General features: G+C 36.3%; 22 protein-coding genes. All 22 read left to right on the top strand.

All coding sequences use genetic code 11. The annotated features are described in order from the left end of the window. Positions 1-112 precede the first annotated feature (112 nt). The 22 genes from CHB72_RS06415 to CHB72_RS06310 all read left to right on the top strand — a co-directional run bounded on the left by CHB72_RS06415 (position 113) and on the right by CHB72_RS06310 (position 25,234). Positions 113-439, top strand: coding sequence for a P-II family nitrogen regulator (locus CHB72_RS06415; protein WP_089282038.1), 327 nt, complete (start codon positions 113-115; stop codon positions 437-439). A 27-nt stretch (positions 440-466) separates the two neighbouring features. Beyond that, the gene (locus tag CHB72_RS06410) at positions 467-853 is read left to right on the top strand and encodes a P-II family nitrogen regulator (protein WP_089282037.1); all 387 of its coding nucleotides are present in this window, start codon (positions 467-469) and stop codon (positions 851-853) included. 26 nt (positions 854-879) lie between these two features. Then, positions 880-2,484 (top strand): nitrogenase molybdenum-iron protein alpha chain, encoded by a 1,605-nt coding sequence (gene nifD, locus CHB72_RS06405; protein WP_089282036.1) that lies wholly within the window; start codon positions 880-882, stop codon positions 2,482-2,484. Further along, positions 2,478-3,842: a nitrogenase molybdenum-iron protein subunit beta gene (gene nifK / locus CHB72_RS06400; RefSeq protein WP_089282035.1), complete on the top strand. Its 1,365-nt coding sequence runs from the start codon at positions 2,478-2,480 to the stop codon at positions 3,840-3,842. The genes nifD and nifK overlap by 7 nt, the downstream gene beginning before the upstream one ends. A gap of 75 nt (positions 3,843-3,917) precedes the next feature. Next, positions 3,918-5,285 (top strand): nitrogenase iron-molybdenum cofactor biosynthesis protein NifE, encoded by a 1,368-nt coding sequence (nifE, locus tag CHB72_RS06395; protein WP_089282034.1) that lies wholly within the window; start codon positions 3,918-3,920, stop codon positions 5,283-5,285. Further along, entirely contained in the window at positions 5,282-6,643 is a 1,362-nt protein-coding gene (locus tag CHB72_RS27250) for a nitrogenase component 1 (RefSeq protein ID WP_089282033.1), read from the top strand. Before nifE ends, CHB72_RS27250 begins: the two co-directional genes overlap by 4 nt. Positions 6,644-6,698: 55 nt before the next feature. Next, positions 6,699-7,940, top strand: a complete 1,242-nt coding sequence (gene nifB, locus CHB72_RS27245; RefSeq protein ID WP_242975051.1) for a nitrogenase cofactor biosynthesis protein NifB — start codon at positions 6,699-6,701, stop codon at positions 7,938-7,940. 40 nt (positions 7,941-7,980) lie between these two features. Next, complete coding sequence (locus CHB72_RS06380) at positions 7,981-8,289, top strand: 2Fe-2S ferredoxin (protein WP_089282031.1); 309 nt, start codon at positions 7,981-7,983, stop codon at positions 8,287-8,289. A gap of 36 nt (positions 8,290-8,325) precedes the next feature. After that, positions 8,326-9,459 (top strand): homocitrate synthase, encoded by a 1,134-nt coding sequence (gene nifV / locus CHB72_RS06375; protein ID WP_089282030.1) that lies wholly within the window; start codon positions 8,326-8,328, stop codon positions 9,457-9,459. 296 nt (positions 9,460-9,755) lie between these two features. Next, positions 9,756-11,150 carry a PTS mannitol transporter subunit IICB gene (locus CHB72_RS06370; protein WP_089282029.1) on the top strand — a complete coding sequence of 465 codons (1,395 nt, stop codon included), beginning with the start codon at positions 9,756-9,758 and terminating at the stop codon, positions 11,148-11,150. Between the two features lie 106 nt (positions 11,151-11,256). Beyond that, a complete protein-coding gene (locus CHB72_RS06365) occupies positions 11,257-13,365 on the top strand; it encodes a BglG family transcription antiterminator (RefSeq protein WP_089282028.1) in 2,109 nt (702 codons plus the stop codon). An 18-nt stretch (positions 13,366-13,383) separates the two neighbouring features. Further along, entirely contained in the window at positions 13,384-15,264 is a 1,881-nt protein-coding gene (locus tag CHB72_RS06360; protein WP_089282027.1) for a PTS mannitol transporter subunit IICBA, read from the top strand. Positions 15,265-15,302: 38 nt separating this feature from the next. Next, on the top strand, positions 15,303-16,250 hold the full coding sequence (pfkB, locus tag CHB72_RS06355; protein WP_089282026.1) for a 1-phosphofructokinase: 948 nt from the start codon (positions 15,303-15,305) through the stop codon (positions 16,248-16,250). A 3-nt stretch (positions 16,251-16,253) separates the two neighbouring features. Next, complete coding sequence (locus CHB72_RS06350; RefSeq protein ID WP_089282025.1) at positions 16,254-17,519, top strand: zinc-binding dehydrogenase; 1,266 nt, start codon at positions 16,254-16,256, stop codon at positions 17,517-17,519. Positions 17,520-17,552: 33 nt separating this feature from the next. After that, positions 17,553-17,819, top strand: a complete 267-nt coding sequence (locus tag CHB72_RS06345) for an HPr family phosphocarrier protein (RefSeq protein ID WP_089282024.1) — start codon at positions 17,553-17,555, stop codon at positions 17,817-17,819. A gap of 773 nt (positions 17,820-18,592) precedes the next feature. Further along, positions 18,593-19,453, top strand: coding sequence for a MetQ/NlpA family ABC transporter substrate-binding protein (locus CHB72_RS06340; protein WP_089282023.1), 861 nt, complete (start codon positions 18,593-18,595; stop codon positions 19,451-19,453). Positions 19,454-19,544: 91 nt separating this feature from the next. After that, a complete protein-coding gene (locus tag CHB72_RS06335) occupies positions 19,545-20,591 on the top strand; it encodes a methionine ABC transporter ATP-binding protein (RefSeq protein WP_089282022.1) in 1,047 nt (348 codons plus the stop codon). Then, a complete protein-coding gene (locus CHB72_RS06330; protein WP_089282021.1) occupies positions 20,572-21,219 on the top strand; it encodes a methionine ABC transporter permease in 648 nt (215 codons plus the stop codon). The genes CHB72_RS06335 and CHB72_RS06330 overlap by 20 nt, the downstream gene beginning before the upstream one ends. Positions 21,220-21,249: 30 nt before the next feature. Beyond that, positions 21,250-22,050, top strand: coding sequence for a DUF169 domain-containing protein (locus CHB72_RS06325; protein ID WP_207652509.1), 801 nt, complete (start codon positions 21,250-21,252; stop codon positions 22,048-22,050). A gap of 323 nt (positions 22,051-22,373) precedes the next feature. Beyond that, positions 22,374-23,411, top strand: a complete 1,038-nt coding sequence (locus CHB72_RS06320) for an aldose epimerase family protein (RefSeq protein WP_089282020.1) — start codon at positions 22,374-22,376, stop codon at positions 23,409-23,411. Between the two features lie 219 nt (positions 23,412-23,630). Then, on the top strand, positions 23,631-24,314 hold the full coding sequence (trhA, locus tag CHB72_RS06315; protein WP_089282019.1) for a PAQR family membrane homeostasis protein TrhA: 684 nt from the start codon (positions 23,631-23,633) through the stop codon (positions 24,312-24,314). 308 nt (positions 24,315-24,622) lie between these two features. Continuing rightward, positions 24,623-25,234 (top strand): TetR/AcrR family transcriptional regulator, encoded by a 612-nt coding sequence (locus tag CHB72_RS06310; protein WP_089282018.1) that lies wholly within the window; start codon positions 24,623-24,625, stop codon positions 25,232-25,234. Positions 25,235-25,330: the final 96 nt, after the last annotated feature.

Raw genomic sequence — 25,330 nt, 5'->3', positions numbered from 1 at the left:
CTGCTATACAACACAAAGTAAGCTGTTCGAGTACATATACTCGAACAAAAAATACCGTAGTTTCGGGGCTTATAGCCCCGTGACCACGAGTTTTAATTAGGAGGAAATATAGATGAAATTAATTAGGGCGATTATCAGACCGGAAAGAGTTGCCAGTGTACTTGCGGAGCTAAGTGATGCCGGTTTCCCTGCCGTAACAAAGCTGGATGTAGTAGGGCGAGGGAAGCAAAGAGGAATCAAGGTAGGGGATATTACTTATGATGAAATACCTAAAAATCTATTAATGTTTGTCTGTGAAGATGAATACAAAGATCATGTAGTTGAAGTGATAACACGAAAATCTAAAACTGGAGAAAAAGGTGCTTTTGGTGATGGAAAAATCTTTATCAGCAATGTAGAAGAGGTTTACACCATTAGTAGTGGGGAGAAAAAACTATAGAAAAAACTATAGAGAGGAGCATCTTTTATGAAGGAAATTATAGCGGTTATTCGCATGAATATGGTGAATCAAACAAAAAATGCATTGGCATTAGAAGGTTTTCCAGCTTTCACCTGTACTAAGGTGTTTGGAAGAGGGAAAAAACCAGTCAACGATCAAGTGCCTGAGGAAAGTTTTTTAATGAATTCCAATATACCTGCAGAGGTTGCGGAGTCTATTTCAGAAAAACATCGATTACTGCCTAAACGCTTATTATCGATTACGGTACCAGATAAAGATGTTGACAGAGTGGTAAATACAATTATTGAGATTAATCAAACAAGTAATCCTGGAGACGGAAAGATTTTTGTATTGTCAGTGGGAGAAGCAGTCCGAGTAAGAACTGGTGAAACCGGAGAGCAGGCAATTATCTAAAGAGTAATTTAAGGAGTGAGTGAGATATGACTATGTCGAAAAAGATAGATAGTATTTTGGAAAAATATCCACCGAAGGTAAAAAAGAATCGGATGAAACATATTGTGGTAAAGGGTAAAAATGAAAAAGATGAAATTGAAGCGAATACCCGTACAATGCCAGGGATTATCAGTAACAGAGGTTGCTGTTTTGCAGGATGTAAAGGGGTTGTACTAGGTCCTTTACGAGATGTAGTACACATTGTTCACGGCCCTGTTGGATGTTCTTACTATACATGGGGTACTAGAAGGCACAAGGGACGTTCAAAAGACGGAGAAAGCAACTTCCTGAGTTATTGTTTTACAACCGACATGCAGGAAAGTGATATTGTTTTCGGCGGCGAGAAAAGATTAAGGAAAGCAGTGAAAGAAGCTTATGAACTTTTTAAACCAGAAGCTATCACGATTTCCTCTACTTGTCCAGTTGGTTTGATAGGAGATGACATTCAAGCAGTTGCAAAGGAAGCAGAGGAGGAATTTGGCATTCAAGTAATGGCCTTTAACTGTGAAGGCTATAAAGGTGTTAGTCAATCAGCAGGTCATCATATTGCAAATAATGTACTGATGCAGGATGTTATTGGTACTGGAGATGCTGAAACCAAAACTTATGCCATTAATATACTGGGAGAGTACAATATCGGTGGAGATGGATGGGAAATTTCAAGAATATTAGGAAAAATAGGCTACCATATCGTTTCTGTCATGACAGGAGATGGCACCTATAAAGAACTAAAAAGTGCCCATAAAGCGGATCTAAATCTAGTACAATGCCATAGATCTATTAACTATATTGCTGAAATGATTGAAATCAAATACGGGACTCCTTGGCTTAAGGTAAACTTCATTGGAATTGAAAGTACCATTAATACCTTGAGAAACGTAGCAAAGTATTTTGGTGATGAGGTATTGATTCAACGAACAGAAGAAGTGATTGCAGAAGAACTGACCTCTATCCAAGAAGCTATGGATATGTACAAAAAGATGTGTGAAGGAAAAACAGCATTACTATTTGTAGGTGGTTCCCGAGCTCATCATTATCAAGGCCTATTGAAGGAGTTAGGAATAGAAACTGTTATGGCAGGCTATGAATTTGGTCATAGAGATGATTATGAAGGGCGGGACGTCATTCCTTATATCAAAATGGACGCCGATAGCAGAAATATTCCAGATCTTCATGTCACAAAAGATGAAAAGAATTATAGATTATATCTGTCACCTGAAAAACTTGAAGCACTTAAAAAAGAGATGCCTTTAAGCAGATATGACGGTATGATCAAGGAAATGAAGAATGGAAGCTATGTTATTGACGATTTAAATCACTTTGAATCAGAGGAACTGTTAAAAAGCTTAAAACCTAGTTTGTTCTGTTCTGGTATTAAAGATAAATATGTAGCACAAAAAATGGGAATATTTTCAAAACAGCTTCACTCCTATGACTATAGTGGACCTTATGCTGGATTTAAAGGGGCAGTAATCTTCGCAAAAGACGTTTCCATGGGAATGAACACGCCAACCTGGGGATTCATTACCCCTCTATGGAAGCAGGAGCCATTATTACAAGGAGAAGTTATGGAGGAGGTGGCAACATGTTAGATCATACATCAAGAGAGATTACAGAGAGAAAAGCATTGGTAATCAATCCAGCCAAGACATGTCAACCAATAGGTGCAATGTATGCGGCATTGGGAATTCATAATTGTTTACCCCATAGTCATGGTTCTCAAGGATGTTGTTCTTTTCATCGGATGCACTTAACGCGACATTTTCGCGATCCGATTGTTGCTTCCACCAGTTCTTTTACGGAAGGTGCTTCTGTTTTCGGTGGAGGAGCAAACTTAAAAACTTCTATTAAGAACGTGTTTTCTATCTATAAACCAGATGTAATTGCTGTCAACACCACTTGTCTTTCTGAGACCATCGGAGATGATATACCTACGATTATTAAAGATTCAGAGGTACCGCAAGGAAAGCATGTATTTCATGCCAATACCCCTAGTTATGCAGGATCTCATGTTACTGGTTTTTCTAATATGGTAAAGGCGATGGTAACTTATTTTTCACAGGGAAAAGGTGATGGCAGCAACAAAAAAGTCAACATCATCCCTGGTTATACAGAACCGGGAGATATGCGGGAATTAAAACGAATTGCCAAATTAATGGAGATATCTCATATACTTTTTCCAGATACCAGTGGTGTAGTAGATTCTCCAATGACAGGAAAATATAGGATGTATCCTAAAGGTGGCACAAAAGTAGGAGAATTGATGGATACTGGCAATTCTATGGCAACAGTAGCAGTAGGAAGATTTGCTTCAGAGGCTGCTGCCAATGAATTGGAGAAAAAATGCAAAGTAGATGCCCATGTGCTTAATCTACCTATTGGCGTTAAGGCTACAGATGAATTTATCATGGAATTAGTAAAAATTACTGGGAAGGATGTACCTTATAAGCTAGAGGAGGAAAGGGGTCAATTAGTAGATATTATGACGGATACCCATCACCATTATCATGGAAAGAAGGTAGCAATTTTTGGAGATCCCGATCATGTTATTGCTATGACAGAGTTTACTTTAAGCCTGGGAATGAAACCAATTTATGTTGTAACAGGAACACCTGGTACTTCTTTTGAAAAAGAAGTAAATGCTATGCTGGAAAATGCCTATGTAGAAGGCAGAGTAAAAAGTTCAGGAGATTTATTTGAACTTCATCAATGGATTAAAAATGAACCAGTAGATCTTTTGATTGGCAACACCTATGGAAAGTATATCGCTAGAGCAGAGGACATTCCTCTTGTACGTTTTGGTTTTCCTAACTTAGATCGTGCTGTTCATAGTTATTTCCCAATTGTGGGATATAAAGGAGCTATGCGGTTAATTGAAATGATAGGGAATGCTTTATTGGATCGTGCAGATCGAGATGCTGCTGATGAGGATTTTGAATTAGTATTGTAATAAATAATAAATGGATGAAGAGGGAATATGGTTGTTTCTAACCACATTCCACTCATATAGGTGGAGTGATTGCTTATGGAAGCTCAAAAGTGTTTAGGAGCATTAGAAGAAAGAAAAAATTCTATAGTAGAAAAATCAAAGCATCAAAAAGGACAAAAGATTAGTTGTGATCAAAATAGTGTAGCGGGGGCGGTTAGTCAACGGGCTTGTGTTTACTGTGGTGCAAGGGTTGTATTAAATCCAATTACCGATGCTTATCATATTGTTCATGGACCTATTGGATGTGCCAGCTATACCTTTGATATTCGAGGGAGTTTGAGTAGTGGAGAGGAAACCTATCGTAACAGCTTTTCTACTGACTTAAGGGAACGAGATATTATTTTTGGAGGGGAAAAAAAACTGGCAGCTGCTATTGATGAAATTGCAGCTCAGCATGATCCCAAATTAATATTTATCTACTCTACTTGCGTAGTAGGCGTTATTGGAGATGATCTAGAAGCAATAGCTAAGGCAGCAGAAAAAAAGCATAATATTCGTGTTATTCCGATACAATCCTCTGGATTTGCAGGCAATAAAAATGCAGGATATAAGGCTGCTTGCCATGCCCTTCTAGACTTAATGGGAAATAAAGCATCTCAAGAAAAATTGGAGGGTATCAACTTCCTAGGCGATTTCAATCTTGCGGGGGAGATGTGGATTAATCAATCTTATTTTCGCGCTATGGGTGTATCTTTGATTTCTAAAATAACAGGAGATGCTTCCTACAAAGAACTTGTAAAGGCGCCACAGGCAAAACTCAACATTGTCCAGTGTGCTGGCTCTATGACTTATTTAGCAAAACAAATGCAAAAACGTTACGGAATTCCATTTATTAATATCAGTTTCTATGGTCTAGAGGATACTCTGAGGTCTCTTAGAAAAATAGCCTATGCGCTAGATAGTCAAGAAGTTATTCGTAGAACTGAAATATTGATTAAAGACCAATTAAAACAGACCAACAAAGCCTTAGATTATTATCGAGAAAAACTGAAGGGGAAAAAAGCTGCCATCTATGTTGGTGGTGGATTTAAAGCGATTTCTCTAATCAAACAATTTCGTGATTTAGGCATGGAAACTGTTATGGTGGGAACCCAGACAGGAAGAGAAGAGGAATATGAGACCATTCGGGAACTGGCAGCAGAGGGCACTGTGATTCTAGACGATACAAATCCTACAGAACTGGAGAAGTTTATGAAGGAAAAAGGAGCGGATATTTTAGTAGGGGGAGTGAAGGAAAGACCCCTTGCCTATAAATTGGGTGTAGCTTTTTGTGATCATAACCATGAACGGAAACATCCCTTAAATGGTTTTGAAGGAGCTATTCATTTTGCAAAGGAAGTGCATGCTTCTATTAATAATCCTGTGTGGGGAATTATTAATAGAGAACAGGGGAGATGTAAATGAAAAAAAGAAATTTTGTCAATTTAAATGTAAATCCCTGTAAATCTTGTATGCCAATGGGAGCCTCCACTGCCTTTAAAGGAATTGAAAGCACCATGGTATTACTTCATGGTTCACAGGGATGCAGCACCTATATCCGAAGACATATGGCAGGTCACTATAATGAACCTATTGATATTGCTTCATCCTCTCTAAACGAAAAAGAAACCATACATGGTGGAGGGGCAAACTTAAAAAAGGGTTTAAAAAATACACTTCGGTTGTATAACCCTAAAATGATAGGTATTTCTACAACCTGTTTGGCTGAGACCATTGGAGAAGATCTACAACGAATTATTATGGAGTTTAAAGAAGAAGAACCAGATTATGAAGATGTATTGTTTATTCCAGTGGCAACACCAGGCTATGGCGGTACCAACTATGAAGGATTTTATTTTACTTTAAGAAAAATATTAGAAGAAATTGCAATAGATACAACGCCAACAAATGCTATTAATATCATTGCAGGGAATTTAACGCCGGCTGATGTTAGAAAAATCAAAGAAATGCTGGAGCTTTTGGAGATAGAATATACTATTCTACCGGATATTAGTAAAACCTTGGATGCTCCCTTTACCCCAAATTATCAAAAACTATCGCCAGAAGGCACAAAAATTCATGAAATTAGAAAAATGGCAGGTGCCTCAGCAACCGTTGAAATGGGAATGCTGGTTCCTGACCATCTTTCTCCAGGTAAATATTTAGAGGAACAGTTCGGAGTCCCCCTTTACCGTTGTTCCTTACCTATTGGACTGGATAATATAGATGAATTTCTAGAGATTCTACAAAAAATCAGTGGGAAAGAAATGTCGGATAAGCTGAAGGAAGAACGAGGTAGAATGCTGGATGGTATGATTGATTCCCATAAATATAATGCAGAGGGTCGTGCCGCTATATTTGGCGAACCAGACATGGTATATGCTGTTAGCAAATTGTGTTTAGAAAATGGAATTCAGCCATTATTGATTTCAACTGGAACGAAGGCGGGAAAGCTCAAGGAACTATTGGCACCGGCTTTGGAAAAAATGGAGAAAAACTGCATGGTTATTGATGATACTGACCTGGAGACAATACAGTCCTATGTAAAGGCACTGGGCGTGAACATCCTTATTGGAACCTCTGAAGGAAAATTTATAACAGAAAAAGAAGGTGTGCCTTTGGTACGGGTGGGATTTCCTATTCATGACCGGGTAGGAGCTCAAAGAAGGCTTTATTGTGGTTATGAAGGTTCTATGAGGTTCTTAGATGATATTACCAATACCCTTTTAGAAGAAAAATATAGTCATTATCGGGAAAATATGTATCAAAAGTATTATAAATAAAGATGTTTGAAGATTGAAAAAAAGATTTGGATATTTTAGAAAGGGAGGGATCATGATGGAGGAAAACTGGACCACTGAAGTCAGGGAAAAAACCGAGAAGCATCCCTGCTACTGTGATACCGCCCATAAATACGCTAGAATGCATATTCCTGTTGCACCGAAATGCAACATCCAATGCAACTATTGTAATAGAAAATATGATTGTTTAAATGAAAGTCGTCCGGGAGTTACCAGCGAAGTGTTAAAGCCACAAGAGGCATTGGAGAAGTATAAACTGGTGAAATCGAAGCTAAGCAATCTAATGGTGGTGGGAATTGCTGGACCGGGAGATGCTTTGGCTAATTTTGAAGAGACAAAAAAATCGATTGAACTCATTAAAGCCTATGATCCAGATGTGACCTTTTGTCTCTCAACAAATGGACTGATGTTACCGGAATATGCAGAAGAGATCAGTAAGATGGGGGTTACCCATGTTACGGTTACCATCAATGCTATTGATCCTAAAATTGCAGGGGAAATATATAGTAAAGTTTATTATAAAGATAAAATTTATACAGATGAAGAGGCAGGTGCATTGTTAATATCAAAGCAGCTACTGGGTTTAAAAATGCTGCAGGAATTGGGAATTGTTTGTAAGGTGAATATGGTTATGATTAAAGGGTTGAACGATCATCACCTTGAAGCAGTAGTGAAGAAGATTAAAGATTATGGAGTTTATATAAATAATATTATGCCATTGATTCCTGCTGAAGGCAGCAAATTTCAAAATATGAAGCTTATCAGCAATGGTGAATTGAATGCCTTAAGAAAGAAATGTTCTATCAATTTAAAGCAAATGTATCATTGTCGACAGTGTAGGGCGGATGCTATTGGAATTTTAGCAGAGGATGTTTCTTTAGATTTTAGAAAAGGTAGCTGTGGTAATAGATTGGATATACCAGAAATCCAACAGGAATATATCATTGCCGTTGCCTCTAAAACCGGCAGACTAATTGATCAGCATTTTGGACACGTACAGGAGCTTTTGATCTATAAATATACTTCTAAAGGTGCGAGTTTCCTGGAGAAACGTTCTGTAGATCAATACTGTACAGGCTTCGATAGCTGTAATGATACAGAAACGAAAACAGAAAAAATGTTGAAAGTACTTGCTGATTGCAATATTGTCCTCTGTCTGCGAATTGGTAGTGTACCTAGAAAAAATTTAGAAGCCAATAGTATCCATATTATTGAGGTGTATGAAGAGATTGAGAAGGGAATTCTCAAGGCAGTCAATCAATTAAAGTGTGCTTCATAGTGAACTGGTTTCATAAATACGAGAAAGGATGTGAAGGTAAGTGCATAAACCTAAATATCATATTTTTGTCTGTTCTAGCTCTAGAATTAATGGAGAACAGAAAGGCTTCTGTTTTCAAAAAGGAGCTGTAGAAATTGTAAACAATTTTATTGAAGAGATTCAGGAGCGTGAATTGGATGGAGAAGTGATGGTAACCAATACAGGATGTTTTGGCATTTGTAGTAAAGGCCCTATTGTGGTGGTCTATCCGGAAGGAGTTTGGTATGGAAGTGTAACTCCAGAGGATGTAGAAGAAATTATGGACTCTCATATTGAGGAAGGAAAGATGGTTTCTAGATTAGCGTTATAATATAGATGATTTTATGAAAAATTGGGAGGTGCCAGCATGAAGGATTTTTATATTGTGGACACAACTCTACGGGATGGGGAACAGACGCCAGAGGTTGTATTTCTTAGAAATGAAAAGATAGAGATTGCAAAAATCCTTGATGAGGCAGGGGTGGACTATATCGAAGCTGGAATTCCTGTGATGGGAAAAGAGGAAAAGGAAACGATAGCTCAAATCATTGCTAGAAAGGGTAAGGCTAAAATCCTGACATGGAATCGCATGAATAAAATCGATATTGATGCATCGGTGGACTGTGGTGCAAAATATATTCATATTGCTGTACCTTCTTCTGATATCCATATTTTTCATAAATTCAAAAAAGATCGAAGATGGGTAATACAACAGCTAGAGAAGGTGGTTTCCTATGGGATTGAAAAAGGATGCATCGTATCAGTGGGAGCTGAGGATGCTTCCAGAGCAGAAGAAGATTTTCTAATTAAAATTTATCAAACTGCTTTAAAGGCAGGGGCAGTTCGTCTTCGATATGCAGATACCCTAGGGATATTGACTCCCTTTACCACCTATCAGATTATTAAGCGCATTAGAGAAAATGTGGAGAACGATCTAGAGTTTCATGGACACAATGATTTTGGCATGGCAACAGCCAATAGCTTAAGTGCTTATGAAGCAGGAACAAAATATATCAACTGCAGTGTAAATGGACTTGGAGAACGGGCTGGTAATACTGCATTAGAGGAAATCGTAATAGCATTGAAGTTTTTAATGAAAAGACAGCATCCTTTTGAGGTAAAGAAACTAATAGAATTGTCTAAAAAGGTACAAGAAGCCTCAGGAAAAACCATCAGTGAGGGTAAACCTATTGTAGGAAGCGGTGTATTTTCCCATGAATCAGGAATTCATGTGGATGGATTATTAAAAAATCCAATCGTGTATGAAACTTTTTTTCCTGAAGAAATTGGAAGCCGAAGAAAAATCGTGTTGGGAAAATATTCTGGAAGGGCCGCCATTATTCATGGATTACAGGAACTGGGAGTAACAGTAACAAAAAAACAAGCGAATGAAATTCTTGAAATGATCCATAAGGCTTATACCTATGATAAAAAACCAAATATAAATGAGATTTTGCAGCAATGGATTCAACTGAAAAACAATAAATACTGCTTTTTTTAACTCTTCAGATGCAGTAGAGAAATATTAATATTTTTGTCGATTCCAAATTCCCGTAGTGAATGAAGATGAAATCTTGATTTGCTACGGAATTTTTATTTTGAAAGAGATATCCATATAGATAGCTTATTAGCAGTATATTTAGTTTTGTCACTAGTACTTATTGACTTATGACAATTATCTTTTGATTGAAGGGTTGATTTTATAAGTATATAATAAATAGTGAGAAAATTAAAAACATTTCTGCAGAGATGTCACTATTTAATTATGTCATGATTAAATAAAGGGGGATTATATTTATGTCAAATCTAAGTGCCAAAGCAGCAACTAGGCCTCAGAGTAATACCCAAGAGACAATACAGAAATTCGGAAGATTTTTAAGCGGAATGGTAATGCCAAATATAGGGGCCTTTATCGCCTGGGGAATCATCACAGCATTGTTTATTCCGACAGGCTGGAGACCAAATGAGAATTTAGCAGCATTGGTTGGTCCAATGATTACCTATTTACTGCCATTACTTATTGGTTATACGGGAGGAAAAATGGTAGGAGAAACAAGAGGCGGCGTGCTAGGTGCAGTAGCAACCATGGGAGTGATCGTTGGTGCAGATATACCGATGTTTATCGGAGCTATGATCATGGGACCCGTAGGAGGCTATGCCATCAAAAAGTTTGATGAAGCAGTAGAAGGAAAAATCCCAGCAGGTTTTGAAATGCTAGTAAACAACTTTTCAGTAGGAATTATTGGTACCATCGTAGCATTACTGGCATACTTAGCCATCGGTCCTGTCGTACTGGGACTAAACAATGTACTTAGGGCAGGAGTAGAGGGGATCGTTAATGCAGGTTTACTACCCTTAAGCTCACTATTCATCGAACCAGGTAAAATTCTATTTTTAAATAATGCTATGAACCATGGAGTATTGGGACCATTGGGGATACAGCAGGTAAATGAAATAGGCAAATCACTCTTTTTCCTGCTGGAAACCAACCCAGGCCCAGGACTCGGAATACTATTGGCCTACTGGGTATTCTCAAAGGGCATGGTGAAGCAATCAGCTCCGGGAGCAGTTATTATCCACTTCCTGGGGGGAATCCATGAAATCTACTTCCCTTATGTATTGATGAACCCCATATTATTGTTGGCGGTTGTAGCGGGTGGAGCCAGTGGTATCTTAACCTTTAGTGCATTGGGAGCAGGTTTAGTGGCCACACCTTCACCGGGAAGTATATTTGCATTAATGGCAATGACCCCAAGGGGAGGATATATTCCTGTTTTGGCAGGAGTAATTGTATCAACGGCAGTGAGCTTTTTAATCGCAGCCTACTTCATCAAAAGAAACAACAACAAGTTAGATGAAAATGAATTAATGGAAGCGAAGGAAAAGGCAGCGGAATTGAAGGGAAAGAAATCGAAGCTGGCGGTTAGCAAGATCATATTTGCATGTGATGCTGGGATGGGCTCCAGTGCTATGGCTGCCACAAACCTAAGAAATAAGCTAAAGAAGGCGGGACTAAATATCAATGTTGTGAACTGTGCAATTGATGAAATACCTTCAAATAGTGCAATCGTTATCACTCATGAAAGCCTAACTGATAGGGCAAGAACAAAGGCACCAAATGCGGAGCATATTTCTATTAAGAATTTTATGAACAGTCCAGAATTTGATGAACTAGTTAATAGACTTTCCTAATCATTACTTTATGTGAGAACAGGGGGACTACAATTTCTCTGTTCTCACAAAATATATTCTCAAGCAATCTAAACACTGTGTAGGAACCCGCTATAGGAGGAGTTTTATGAAGAAGATAAAAATGACCACAAGAAAAAAAGAGATATTAAACAGACTCTGCAGTGAGTATGATTATATTACCATATCCAATATTGCACAGGATGTTGACGTCAGCTCAAGGACAGTTTTAAGAGAATTAGAGGGGATCGATGAGTGGTTAGAAGCAGAGGGAGTGTATTTAGATAAAAAGACAGGTGTTGGGATTCGTTTAAGTTGCTCATTACAAAAAAGAGAAGAATTAATGGAGTTAATTGATCATGCCAATTCAATAAAAACCTTCACACCTCTGGAAAGACAGACAATCATCGCAAGTGAGCTTTTACAAGCAAATCAGCCTATTAAGCTGTACTATTTAACCAAAATTTTAAATGTATCTGAAGGTACCATTAGTAATGATTTAGATAAGCTAGAGGAATGGGTAAACGTCTACAATCTTAATTTAATTAGAAAGCCAGGGCTTGGAGTTTACATTGAAGGACGGGAAAAACACAAGAGAAGAGCTATCATAAATCTTATTTATGAAAATGTAGAGGAGAAGCAACTTTTAAATTTTGTCCAAGAAAATATAACGAAATCGCCTGAAGTATTGGGTAGTATTGAGATAAAAACAAGAAATAGACTTTTGAATTTGATAGACAAAGAGACAATTAGAAAATTAGAAGAACTGATATATGCGGCTGAAGAGGAGATGGGATACAAGCTGGCGGACAGTGCCTATGTTGGCCTTATTGTTCATCTTGCCCTAGCAATCAAAAGAATTAAAAATAACGAAAAAGTAGTAATGGATAAAGAATTTTTGCAGGAGCTTAGTAAAAATCCAGAATTCATCACTGCTAGAAAGCTTTCCTTCGATATATCAGATTTCTTTAATATAGATATACATGAGGACGAAATAGGCTATATCACCATGCATCTTATGGGGTCGAAAAACAGGGGAAATGTTACTAAAAATGATAAAGCAGCTATTGGCAATTTTGAACTTGTTAAATTAGCAAGAGAGATGATCAAAATAGCTGAAGCAGAAACTGGAAGCTTCATAGGGAACAATGAAAAACTGCTAATGGGGCTTGTTAATCACCTGGAACCTGCTATAAAAAGATTAAAGATGAAAATGGATATTAGAAATCCTTTGCTGCAGGAGATTAAAACCCTATATCCCTATTTATTAGAAATAAGCAGCAGGTGTGCCAAAGTGCTGGAGGATTATTTAGGGATGAAGCTTCCAGAATCTGAAATAGCCTACATTGCTATGCATTTGGGAACAGTCATTGAAAAAAAGGAAATTATTCCTCAACCAAGGTATAGAGTAGCAGTCGCTTGTCCTAGTGGAATTGGAACTTCAAAGCTATTGGCTACTAGAATAGAAAGAGAATATGACAATATTCAAGTTGTTGACGTGATATCCTCCATTCGCTTAGAGGAAAGTTGGTTAAAGCAGGAGGAAATTGATTTTATTATTTCTACAATCTCTATTGAAAATAGTAGTATGCCTGTAATTGTAGTAAATCCTCTATTGTTAAAGGAGGATAAAGAGCATATTCATGAGACGATTAAAAAAATCTTGACAAAACCTAAGGAAAAGAAAAAAGAAACCCTAAAACTCAAAGACAAACTATTACAAATCCACAATTATAGCGAAGGGATTATACAGGTATTGGACAATTTCTTTCTTGAAACCTTGAAGGTTGATGGTATTGAGGAATTGATTGATATTGTCAGTAGTAGGAATGTAAATGAAGAAATAAATCAAAAAAAGTTAAAGAGGGATTTACTATCTAGGGAGGAAAAGGGAGGAACACTAATTTCTGATAAAGGTCTCAGCTTGCTCCACTGTAGAAGCGCTAGTGTTGAAGAATTGCATTTTGGGGCAGTGAGGTTAACCAATCCTCTTTCCTATTTCAACAGTCGAGGTAAAAAAGAGGCAATTAACCTGGTTGTTGTAATGATAGCTCCTGAAAACAGCAAACAAGCACATCTTGAGGTTATCAGTGAAGTTAGCAAAATGATTATTGATAAACCCAATTTCGTAGAATTGTTGAGAGAAAATCTAAAGGATGAAGCTTATTTAGAAATAAGTAATTGTTTGAATGATTTTTATAAGCATAAAAGTAATTAAATGACAGGAGAGATTCACATGAATGAAAATATAGCAGCAAGTGAAAATCAGCTTAATAAAAATACGAAAGATACTAAAGAAAAAATACAAAGCTTTGGAAGATTTTTAAGCGGAATGGTAATGCCAAATATAGGGGCCTTTATCGCCTGGGGAATCATCACAGCATTGTTTATCCCAACAGGCTGGAGACCAAATGAGAATTTAGCAGCATTGGTTGGTCCAATGATTACCTATTTACTGCCATTACTTATTGGTTATACGGGAGGAAAAATGGTAGGAGAAACAAGAGGCGGCGTGCTAGGTGCAGTAGCAACCATGGGAGTGATCGTTGGTGCAGATATACCGATGTTTATCGGAGCTATGATCATGGGACCCGTAGGAGGCTATGCCATCAAAAAGTTTGATGAAGCAGTAGAAGGAAAAATCCCAGCAGGTTTTGAAATGTTAGTAAACAACTTTTCAGTAGGAATTATTGGTACCATCGTAGCATTACTGGCATACTTAGCCATCGGTCCTGTCGTACTGGGACTAAACAATGTACTTAGGGCAGGCGTAGAGGGGATCGTTAATGTAGGTTTACTACCCTTAGCTTCATTGTTCATCGAACCAGGAAAAATCTTATTTTTAAATAATGCTATGAACCATGGAGTATTGGGACCATTGGGGATACAGCAGGTAAATGAAATAGGCAAATCACTCTTTTTCCTGCTGGAAACCAACCCAGGCCCAGGACTCGGAATACTATTGGCCTACTGGGTATTCTCAAAGGGCATGGTGAAGCAATCAGCTCCGGGAGCAGTTATTATCCACTTCCTGGGGGGAATCCATGAAATCTACTTCCCTTATGTATTGATGAACCCCATATTATTGTTGGCGGTTGTAGCGGGTGGAGCCAGTGGTATCTTAACCTTTAGTGCATTGGGAGCAGGTTTAGTGGCCACACCTTCACCGGGAAGTATATTTGCATTAATGGCAATGACCCCAAGGGGAGGATATATTCCTGTTTTGGCAGGAGTAATTGTATCAACGGCAGTGAGCTTTTTAATCGCAGCCTACTTCATCAAAAGAAACAACAACAAGTTAGATGAAAATGAATTAATGGAAGCGAAGGAAAAGGCAGTAGAATTAAAGGGGAAAAAATCAAAGCTGACAGTCAGTAGGATTATCTTTGCATGTGATGCCGGGATGGGCTCCAGTGCTATGGCTGCCACAAACTTAAAATCAAAATTAAGAGATGTCGGTTTAGATATAGAGGTGATTAACACTTCAATCAACGAAATTCCCAAGGATGCAGAGCTTGTTATAACCCATGAAGGGCTATCCAGTAGAGCCAAAGCCATTGCGAAGGATGCTGAACATATATCCATTAAAGATTATTTCCATGATTCTGAGATTGATTGCTTGATTACTAGACTTCAAAAGAAAACTAATGTAGCAGGCAACAGTGAGGTCAGTGAGACAGAAGATAATGGTATACTAAAAAAATCAAATATAAAGCTGAATCAAAAAAGTGTAGAAAAAACGGAAGCCATCAAAATGGCAGGGCAGCTATTGGTGGATAGTGGATATGTAGATAAGGATTATATAGATGCTATGCTTAAAAGAGAAGAACAACTTAGCACCTATATTGGCATGGGAGTGGCAATTCCCCACGGAGTTGGATCTTCAAAGAGCAGTATAAAAAAATCAGGGATGGTAGTCCTGCAATTTCCAAATGGAGTAGATTTTGGGGAAGAAAAAGCTTACCTAGTGATTGGCATAGCTGGATCTGGAAATGAACATTTAAATATCTTATCAAATATTGCCTCCGCCCTTGAGGATGAAGAGGATGTGGAAATGCTTAAGAACACAAAAAATGTGGAAAAAATTTACAACAAATTCACAGCAGAGACGATGTAGTTAAGCGTAATGACAAAATGTTAAATTGAGGTGAGATGATGATCATAACTTTAACGTTAAATCCTGCAGTTGATAAAACTATAGAGATAGATGCATTCCAAGTGAATCATGTTAATAGAGTATCTTCAGCCAGGTTAGATGCTGGTGGCAAAGGGATTAATGTATCAAAGGTGGTACATGTACTAGGAGAAAAAAGCAAAGCCGTGGGCATTTTAGCTGGAAAATCAGGAGGATTCATAAAAAAACAATTAGATTTATTAGAAATTGAGAATGACTTTGTATTTGTAGAGGGAGAAACAAGAACCAATATAAAGATTGTTGATAGAATAAATAGTTTAAATACTGATATTAATGAGAAGGGACCTGACATATCTGATTATGATTTAGAAGAGGTAATCAATAAAATCATAGAGTCAGTAAATGACAAAAACATTTTGGTTTTATCAGGAAGTGTTCCTAGCAATATAGATAGTAGTATTTACAAGGTTTTAATAGCTAAGGCAAAGAAAAAGGATGTAAAAACAATATTAGATGCAGATGGAGAGCTTTTAAGGCAGGGGATTGAGGCAGGACCCTATTTAGTTAAGCCTAATATCCATGAACTTGAAAGACTTTATAATACCAAAATTGCAAGCATAAATGAAGCAATAGAGATTGCAAGGGATATTTTAAAATATGGCGTTGAACTGATTGTAATATCATTAGGTGGAGAAGGCTCAATATTTATGACGAGGGAAGAGACTGTCATCGTAGAGGGAATTGAAGTGGATGCCATCAGTACTGTAGGAGCAGGAGATTCTATGGTTGGAGCCCTAGCAGTATCAACCCATAGGGGATATTCGCTAGAAAAAGCAATTAAGCTAGCAGCAGCAACCAGTGCAGCCGCCGTAATGACTTCTGGTACTGAACCAGGTGAGCTTAGGGTTATTAAGGAGTTACAAAAAAAGGTTAAGCTGATTACTTACGACAATAGAAGGGTGGTTTAATGGATGAAAACAAAAGCAGTACGATTATATGGAGCAAATGATTTGAGATTAGAAGAATTTGAATTACCTAAAATAAAGAATGATGAAATCTTAGTTGAGGTAATTACCGATAGTATTTGTATGTCAACCTATAAGGCAGCTATTTTAGGAGAAAATCACAAGCGAGTTCCAAAGGATGTTTCTGAAAACCCCATCATTATTGGTCATGAATTTGCTGGTGTAATCGTGGAAGTGGGGGAGAAGTGGCAACATCAATTTAAAGCAGGTGATAAGTTTGCCATACAACCAGCGCTAAACTACAAAGGCAGTATGGATTCTCCAGGTTATTCCTATAAGTATTTTGGTGGAAACTGCACCTATACAATTATTCCACAGGAGGTTATGGAGTTAGGATGCTTGCTGCCCTATGAGGGAGAAGCCTTCTATGACGCTTCTCTTGCAGAGCCAATGTCTTGTGTCATAGGAGCCTTTCATGCTACCTATCATACTGTTCCAGGAAGGTATGACCATGCTATGGAAATCGTTGAAGGTGGTAAAATGGCGATTTTAGCAGGTTGTGGTCCTATGGGCTTAGGAGCCATAGATTATATCATTCATCGAGACAAGAAACCAAGCCTAATAGTAGTGGCAGATATTGATGAGGATAGAATAGCGTGGGCTCGTTCACTTTTCACTATAGAAGAGGCCAAAAAAAATGGCGTAGAATTAATCTTTGTCAATACAAAAAATCTTGATAATGCAAGTGAGCATTTAAAGGGCTTTACAAATGGCACAGGCTATGATGATGTTTTTGTTTATGCTCCAGTGAAAGGATTAATTGAGGATGCAGATAAAATCCTAGGTAAAGATGGATGCCTAAACTTTTTCGCAGGACCTACAGATACAAATTTTTCAGCACAGGTAAATTTCTATAATGTTCATTATGGTGCAACTCATATCATGGGAACGACTGGAGGGAATACTGATGATATGAGGGAGTCTCTGGAAATGTCAGCGGCTAAAATAATTAATCCGGCAGTTATGGTGACTCATATAGGAGGATTAAATGCGGTAGCAGATACAACTTTAAATCTACCTGACATACAAGGGGGGAAGAAGCTGATTTATACTCATATGGATATGGAATTAACTGCTATAGATGAATTTGAGGAAAAGGGAAAGAAGGATCCATTCTTTGCGGGACTTGCGGAGATTACGAGTAGGCATAAGGGGTTATGGTCCGCTGAGGCTGAAAAATATTTATTGGAAAACTATACAAAAACTATATGATGAACTAAATTCATTTTATAAAGAGGTGGAATGATGAAAAAAATTACTTTAACAATAAAAAGCAGTGAGGGATTACATGCAAGACCAGCATCTATTTTTGTTAAAGCAGCTTCATCCTTTAAATCAAATATAAAGATTATTAAAAATGATGATGCATCAAAGGAATATGCAGGGAAAAGTATTATATCTATCATGGCAATGGCTGCAGCTAATGGTGATAAAATAACCATTATTGCAGACGGTGAAGATGAGGATATAGCTATCAGTGAACTAGGCACATTAGTTGAGACTGGATTTTAAGAAAAATAGACATTGAAAAGACTACTAAGCATATATCCTTTCTTATGACTGGTATGTGCTTAGTAATTTTAATATGCTAAGGGCTACATTTGCAATCCTTGGTTACGTTTTTCAGCCAAGAGCGAAACCGTAGACCGTGTATATTAAAATTAAAGTATACAGGCTAATGTCTATACCTATTATTCTTTTTCCTATAGAACAGAAGGAAAGTGTTGATATAAGGGGGAAATAAAATGCTAAAGGGTATTGCTGCTTCCTCAGGGGTAGCTATTGGTAAAGCTCTAGTAATACGAGAAGTGAATCAGAATATCAATAAGAAAAGTAATCACTAATATCGAATATACCAAGGTCAAAGATATGGCAGAAAAAATATTAAAGCTTGGAACAGCTGAGGGAATAGAAAATTATATTACAATGAATATGTAAAGAATAAGCTGCTAAAGTTTGTATAATCATGATGAAAAACTTGCAGATGCTACTTAAGAAACAAGGTAGCAAGTTAGGGGCAAGTAAAATGGAATAATTATCTTATAAAAATTCTCGTAGTGAATGCAGGAGAAATCTTGATTTGCTGCGGGAATATTTTTGGTAGGGATAAGGTTTAAGAGTAGAAGATCAAAGGAAATATGTTCATCAGTTATAAATTTCATCTATAGATAATGTTTTAATCATTAAATTTTTGTATTGGACGTTGTTACAGTGCTATGATATATTTTTCCTGAGTTGCTCTAATGTAAAAATAAATAATTCATAGAAATGAGGAGAAAAATACGATGAAGTCTGCAATTTTAAAAGCTTTATGCCTAACACTAGTTTTAGTTATGTCTCTTTCTGTTATAGGTTGTGCAAAACAAGAGGCAACAACACCATCAGAAAATCCAACAGAAGCTTCTACAGAAAATCCTGAAGTAAAGGGAACTATTAAATTAGGAGCTCTTTCCACCATAGAACCCTTCACTTCTTTATTAAAAGATGCACTTATTGAGAAGGGTTATGATGCTGAAGTAGTACTTTTTGATGCAAACAATATGCCTGCAATTGCTACAAAAGATGGGGATATAGATGGATTTATCCATAATCATCTGCCATGGATTGAAACATTCAATAAAGAAAACGATAGTAATCTTCAGATGATTGAGCCTTACCTTGGTTACTACAGGACAGCCATTTATTCATCTAAATATAAGAGTATTGAAGAGATTCCCAACAATGCAATTATTGCAGTTCCTGGAGATCCTACAAATATAGAAAAAAGCTTAGAAATGCTAGAAAAACTGGGCCTTTTAACCCTTGGAGAAAAGACTGAAAACTTCTATACAATCCTTGATATTGAAGATAACCCAAGAAATATTAAACTTTTAGAGACAGAAATTAGTGCGACTGCAAGAAGTATAGATGATGCCGATGCCGTTATTTGTCCAGCCACTAGAATCAGAGCTGCTGGCATTGATCCTAACTCTTTTCTTGCTGAGGATATGACTACAGTAGATTTCCCTGTTGGGCTTACTGTCGCACCTAATTCAGTAGATAAAGAATGGGTTAAAGATGCTATGGAGATTCTTGAGTCAGATGAAATGAGAGGGAAATTTGACGAAATCTTTCAGGGTACATTGGTTCGCTATGAAAAGAAATAATTCTTTAGTTTGATATTTAAACAAGTGTAGAAAGTGGAAAAAAATTTTTCCACTTTTTATATATTATATTTAGGATTGATGGTGTTGCGATGTGATTGAAATTAAAAACTTGAAAAAATCCTTTGGAGAACTACAGGTATTAAGCGATATAAACCTTACTATTGGCAAAGGCAAGATTTATGGCTTGGTGGGTCGCAGTGGTGCTGGTAAATCCACATTACTTAGGTGTATCAATGGGTTAGAAAACTATGAGGAAGGTAGTCTTATTGTAGATGGTATAGAGGTTAAAAGCTTAAACAATGAAGCCGCAAGAGAATTTAGAAGAGAGATTGGAATGATCTTTCAACAGTTCTCGCTACTAAGTCGAATGACAGTATACGAAAACATTGCTTTGCCAATGAAATGTTGGAAGTATAGCAAAAAACAGATTGATAAAAAAGTAAAGGAATTAGTAGAATTAGTAGGTATCTCTGATAAGCTTTATGCCAAACCTAGAGAGATATCAGGCGGTCAAAAACAACGTGTCGCTATCGCACGGGCACTTTCGATGAATCCAAAAATTCTCTTGTGTGATGAAGCTACCTCGTCACTTGATCCACAAACTGCAAAATCAATAATCTCCCTTATAAATAAAATTAACAATGAGCTTGGAATTACTATTGTTATTGTTACACATCAAATGTCGGTCCTGAGAAGCGCATGTGAAGAGATTTCCATTCTAGAAAACGGAAGAATAGCAGAGGCTGGGGTGGTAGAAGAAATCTTTTTAAGGCAGCCAAAAGCCCTACGCAACCTTATTGGTGTTAAAGACCTTACTCTACCGCAAAAGGGAATTAACCTACGTATACTCCTATCTAAAGAGCTGTCTGATAAACCTGTTATTACTAGAATGGCAAGAGAACTTGAAACTGATTTTATGATTTTGGGTGGAGAGATGGAGAACTACCGCAACAGTGTTTTAGGATCAGTAATTATAAATATATCAGAGGAAAATCTTAGAGATGTAACGGAATACCTTAATAAGCATAAAGTTACTTGGAAGTTTATAGACTGTACTGAAATTGATGATGATAATAGGAAGGGAGGAGAACACAATATTAAACGAAGCTTTTTGGACAATGTGGTGGAAATACTTTAAAGGAATCATTGCTCCATCTATCTTAAGTACACTAAGAATGCTAGTTTTTACCATGCTATTTGCGTTTGTTTTAGGATTTGCTTTATCAATTGCGATGGTCATCACTCGTCCTGACGGTTTAAAACCAAATAATAAAGTTTATAAGGTTTTAGACTTTATAGTTAATAGTGTTCGTTCTTTTCCAATTATCATATTAATTGTTGCAATTTCTCCCATTACCAGAATGATAGTTGGAACAACAATAGGTGAAAAAGCCGCGATATTGCCGTTAACCATTGCAGCAACACCATTTTTAGCAAGAATTTTTGAAAATGCCTTCATTCAAGTAGATAAGCAGCTTATTGAGGCTGCTCGCTCATTTGGTGCTTCCAATATGCAAATTATCTTTAGGGTAATGTTAAAAGAAGCTATTCCCACCATTGTCTCTGGGACAATACTCACTACCATTACCTATCTTTCCTGTACAACAATGGCAGGGGCAGTGGGGGCTGGTGGTTTAGGTGCAGTAGCCCTAAATTATGGATATCAAAGCTTTAATAATGCAGTACTCTACACCTCTGTGTTATTGTTATTTATTATGGTGCAGCTAATTCAGTGGTTGGGAGACTGGTTGAATAAAAAATTATAGAGTATAGTGAAGTAATGTGAGGTGAAACTCTTGAATAGAGAAAATATGATTCAGGCGGTAATAAAACTGAACTGTGCATTAGAATTGGAAAGAAAAATTGTAGCCATGAAATTTTTGTTTAGCAAAGAAGATTTTGAAGCTGCCGATGCCAAACATATTACTAATAAAATGAACTACTGCGTTATGGTTAAATTAGCAATGAGGGGAGAAGCACTTAAAGCTGAAGGAGACAATCTTGCTTGTATTGCAGGGGGAAGAGCTCTGGGACTTATTGAAATAGATGATTTTCACCGTTCAGGACAAAATGGTAAAAGGCTTGGAATCTATCACGATATGACTACTGCAAAAAATACTAGAGATCGTATGAGCTATTGTACTCATAAGGCATACGGAGTTATGGTGAAGCCTTTAGAGGATTACACTGCTGAACCAGATGTTGTGCTTATAGTAACCAGCCCATATAATGTGATGAGAATTTTGCAGGGTTATTCTTATTTTTACGGAATGCATTCCAACTATCAAATGGTAGGTAACCAAGCGATATGTTCCGAAACTACAGCACTTCCATATATGAGCAATACTATTAATGTTTCAATGCTCTGTATTGGAACAAGACACACAGCTGGTTGGAAGGATAATGAGCTTGCTGTGGGATTACCCTTTAATCGCTTTCAAACCTTAAGCCAGGGAGTAATGGAAACCGTTAATATAATGGAGAACAATGAAAAGAAAGCAGTAATCGAGAAAAAGCTTAAAGAAAATAACATTGATGAGCTTAAAATAAAATATAATTATAATTACTATAGAAAATTATATAAACAAAATGAGTAGTGATTGTGGAGCACATTTTAGCTGAATTCCCGTAGTAAATAGAGGAGAAATCCTGATTTGCTACGGGAATATTTTATAAGCTTTGCAATCAACTGAAGTCAAAGTTTTGGGTAGGCTTAAGCAAATATTTTTAGTATTGTTATATCTCACCAATCCAATGTCTTTTCCAATTTCATAAGTATAAAAATGATAAAAAACTAGAAAGAAATTTAAGAAAAATATAAAATATTTTATTATACAAAGGTTTTAGCAATAAAAAGTGGTATAATTTTATAAATGGAAAAAATTCACGGAAAAACCAACTTGAAATGGGGTAGATAATTATGTACTCAGTAACAGAAGGTTTTAACATAGGGGATAGAGAAATAAAATTGATTACCATAAAAAATAATAGCAATATGGAGGTCAAATTAATAAATTATGGAGCTACCATAGTAGAACTATTGGTGCCTGATAGAAATGGTACCATAGAAAATGTTATATTGACCTATGAGGAAATAGAAGACTACATTAAAAATCCACCTTATTTCGGGGCAACTTTAGGTAGAACCTCGGGACGCATTGCCAATGGACTTTTTATGTTAGAGGGAGAAGAATACCAGCTCCATAAAAACTTTGAGATAAATCACGGGCATGGAGGCTCTAAAGGTTTTACCTTTCAATGTTGGGATTATGTTGTGACAGAAGAACCAGGTAAAACCATTGTTGAATTTATATACAATAGTAAAGACATGGAGGAAGGCTATCCTGGCAATCTAAATGTAAGGGTAACTTACACCTTAACAGACGGAAATCAGTTACTTATTGAATATGAAGGGGAAACAGACAAAAAAACTCTATGCAACTTGACCAATCATAGCTATTTTAATTTATCCGGCAATTATAAAAGAAAAGTTACTCAACAATATTTACGGATTAAATCAAATGAGTTCTTAGAATTGAATAAAAAAGTAATACCTACTGGTAAATTGATTGATGTTAATAGCACGCCAATGAATTTTAAAGAAGAAAAATTAATTGGTAAAGATATTGAAAGCAATTATGAACAATTAACAATTACAAATGGTTATGATCATGCATGGCTTTTATCTAATGAGGGTAATCAGATTGAGATGTATGATGGAGATAGCGGTAGGAAAATGGTGGTTTCTACTACCTATCCTAGTGTTGTAATCTATACTTATAATCATCCAAATAATGAAAAATTGAAATATAATATGCTGGGAAGTAAATATGATGGTATTTGCTTTGAAACACAATATGAGCCTGACGGTATAAATCATGAAAAGCTTAATTCAGCTATTTTAGACGTTGGGGAAAAATATTATGAAAAAACCGAATTAAGGTTTTTAATTGTTTAGGTGCAATTCAGAGGGAATATAAACTCCTCCTGAATTAAGTCAAATTTTATTGACAGGTGTTTGAGACTACTATAAAAATTGAAAAAAAATCGGGAAAAATGAATAAAAAAATAAATGAAAGAAAATAATATTTCTAAATTAAAGGAAATAATCTTTAAGAGGGGAAATACTATAATATATAGTAGATATAAAAATCACAGATAATTGGAGAGGAATTAAATGAAGGAAATAAGTAATCAATTTAAAAAGAAACATTCTTTTAACAAGAAATATTCTTTTCGTGAAGAATTAGCAAATAGTATCACTCATGGGGTAGGCATCGTATTTAGCATTGTTGTTTTGACAATTCTGTTGGTTTATGCTATTTGGCAAAGAAATGCTACCTCTATCGTTGCTTTCAGCATATATGGCCTTTGTTCAATTGTTTTATATAGTTCATCAACGCTTTATCATAGTTTTCGAAAGGAAAAGATAAAAAAGATTTTTAGAGTGTTTGATCATTCCTCTATATTTTTGTTTATTGCAGGTACGTATACCCCTGTAGCACTACTGGCTTTGGAGGGCTATTGGAGGATAGGCATATTAGTGGGTGCGTGGGTTATAGCAGCAGCTGGCATCGTATTTAAAATCATCACCTTCAATCAGTTTGACAAGTATAAGGCTTTTTCATTAATATTATATATTGCCATGGGATGGTTGCTGGTTATTGCAATTAAGCCTATGATTCAATCAATGCCTTTAGCATTTTTTGGATGGCTCTTGGCTGGAGGGCTAGCCTATACTTTAGGAACAATTTTCTATGCTATTAAGAAGATACCCTACAATCATGCTATATGGCATCTGTTTGTATTAGGCGGAAGTGTTTTGCACTTCTTAGGAATTTTTCGATACCTGGCTGTATAAAGGTAGTCTGGAGACGATAATAAACATACAAAAAACGTGATTTATAGAACAGATTAGAAGAAAATAGCCTATTGGCTATTGAAATAGGAATAAAGTTAGGGAAGATTATAGAAAAATAATTAACCTAACTTTATTTTTTTGCAATAGCTTGTAGTAAAAATAAAATTGCAAGTACAAATATCATCTATATAGACTGAAAAATACATAATAATACAGAAATAAACAATAATTGACAATAGGTAATTTTCCAAATATAATAACCTTAAAGTAAGTAAGTGTTCACTCACTGCGGAGGTGAAGTCATAAATATGGTAGTATCATTATTACATCGAAAAGAAAGAATTATCTTATCTACAATTGAAGTCATCAATGAACTTGGGATACAAGGGCTTTCCACTCGGGAAATTGCAAAAAGAGAGGGCATCTCGGAAGGAACTATATTTAAGCATTTTCAAAGCAAAAATCAATTACTCCTTGCAGTATTAGATTACTACTCTCAGTATGATTCTGATATCGTGAAATCAATTAATCTAAAGAATTTGGAACCGATAGACGCTATTCTATATTTTGTTGATGCCTATGCTACATATTATGAAAGCTATCCCGCCATCACGGTTATTTCTCAATCCTATGATGTCCTCTCCTATAATCCAAAGCTAACAAATAAAATAAAGGACATTTTTTTGGGACGTATTAAAACCATGGAAACATTGGTAAAAGAGGGACAAACATTAGGAGAAATACATCCTAATGCAGATGCAGAAAAGCTTGCATCTATGATTTTAGGTTCTTTTAGAATAATTTGTCTTAAATGGAGAATGGAGGAATACAAATTTCCATTAAAGGAATATATCCTATCTGCACTTAAAATGCTTTTAGATGAATTTATCACAGAACCCCATGAAAAAAACTTAAAATAAAAAACTAGCGTATGTTAGTAAATAGAAACAAAAAGATAACAAATTGGTAGATTATTATTCCTATGAATCGATAAAGGCAAATTTGGAATATTTTTA

The organism is Anaerovirgula multivorans, from assembly GCF_900188145.1.
Taxonomy (GTDB): domain Bacteria; phylum Bacillota; class Clostridia; order Peptostreptococcales; family Natronincolaceae; genus Anaerovirgula; species Anaerovirgula multivorans.
The sequence above is the reverse complement of the archived record's forward strand: the minus strand, read 5'-3'. Positions and strand labels throughout refer to the sequence as shown.

Excerpts from the sequence above, each read along its gene's own strand:
- CHB72_RS06415 (WP_089282038.1), top strand. The coding sequence starts at position 113 with ATGAAATTAATTAGGGCGATTATCAGACCGGAAAGAGTTGCCAGTGTA.
- CHB72_RS06410 (WP_089282037.1), top strand. The coding sequence starts at position 467 with ATGAAGGAAATTATAGCGGTTATTCGCATGAATATGGTGAATCAAACA.
- nifD (WP_089282036.1), top strand. The coding sequence starts at position 880 with ATGACTATGTCGAAAAAGATAGATAGTATTTTGGAAAAATATCCACCG.
- nifK (WP_089282035.1), top strand. The coding sequence starts at position 2,478 with ATGTTAGATCATACATCAAGAGAGATTACAGAGAGAAAAGCATTGGTA.
- nifE (WP_089282034.1), top strand. The coding sequence starts at position 3,918 with ATGGAAGCTCAAAAGTGTTTAGGAGCATTAGAAGAAAGAAAAAATTCT.
- CHB72_RS27250 (WP_089282033.1), top strand. The coding sequence starts at position 5,282 with ATGAAAAAAAGAAATTTTGTCAATTTAAATGTAAATCCCTGTAAATCT.
- nifB (WP_242975051.1), top strand. The coding sequence starts at position 6,699 with ATGGAGGAAAACTGGACCACTGAAGTCAGGGAAAAAACCGAGAAGCAT.
- nifV (WP_089282030.1), top strand. The coding sequence starts at position 8,326 with ATGAAGGATTTTTATATTGTGGACACAACTCTACGGGATGGGGAACAG.
- CHB72_RS06370 (WP_089282029.1), top strand. The coding sequence starts at position 9,756 with ATGTCAAATCTAAGTGCCAAAGCAGCAACTAGGCCTCAGAGTAATACC.
- CHB72_RS06365 (WP_089282028.1), top strand. The coding sequence starts at position 11,257 with ATGAAGAAGATAAAAATGACCACAAGAAAAAAAGAGATATTAAACAGA.
- CHB72_RS06360 (WP_089282027.1), top strand. The coding sequence starts at position 13,384 with ATGAATGAAAATATAGCAGCAAGTGAAAATCAGCTTAATAAAAATACG.
- pfkB (WP_089282026.1), top strand. The coding sequence starts at position 15,303 with ATGATCATAACTTTAACGTTAAATCCTGCAGTTGATAAAACTATAGAG.
- CHB72_RS06350 (WP_089282025.1), top strand. The coding sequence starts at position 16,254 with ATGAAAACAAAAGCAGTACGATTATATGGAGCAAATGATTTGAGATTA.
- CHB72_RS06345 (WP_089282024.1), top strand. The coding sequence starts at position 17,553 with ATGAAAAAAATTACTTTAACAATAAAAAGCAGTGAGGGATTACATGCA.
- CHB72_RS06340 (WP_089282023.1), top strand. The coding sequence starts at position 18,593 with ATGAAGTCTGCAATTTTAAAAGCTTTATGCCTAACACTAGTTTTAGTT.
- CHB72_RS06330 (WP_089282021.1), top strand. The coding sequence starts at position 20,572 with ATGTGGTGGAAATACTTTAAAGGAATCATTGCTCCATCTATCTTAAGT.
- CHB72_RS06320 (WP_089282020.1), top strand. The coding sequence starts at position 22,374 with ATGTACTCAGTAACAGAAGGTTTTAACATAGGGGATAGAGAAATAAAA.
- trhA (WP_089282019.1), top strand. The coding sequence starts at position 23,631 with ATGAAGGAAATAAGTAATCAATTTAAAAAGAAACATTCTTTTAACAAG.
- CHB72_RS06310 (WP_089282018.1), top strand. The coding sequence starts at position 24,623 with ATGGTAGTATCATTATTACATCGAAAAGAAAGAATTATCTTATCTACA.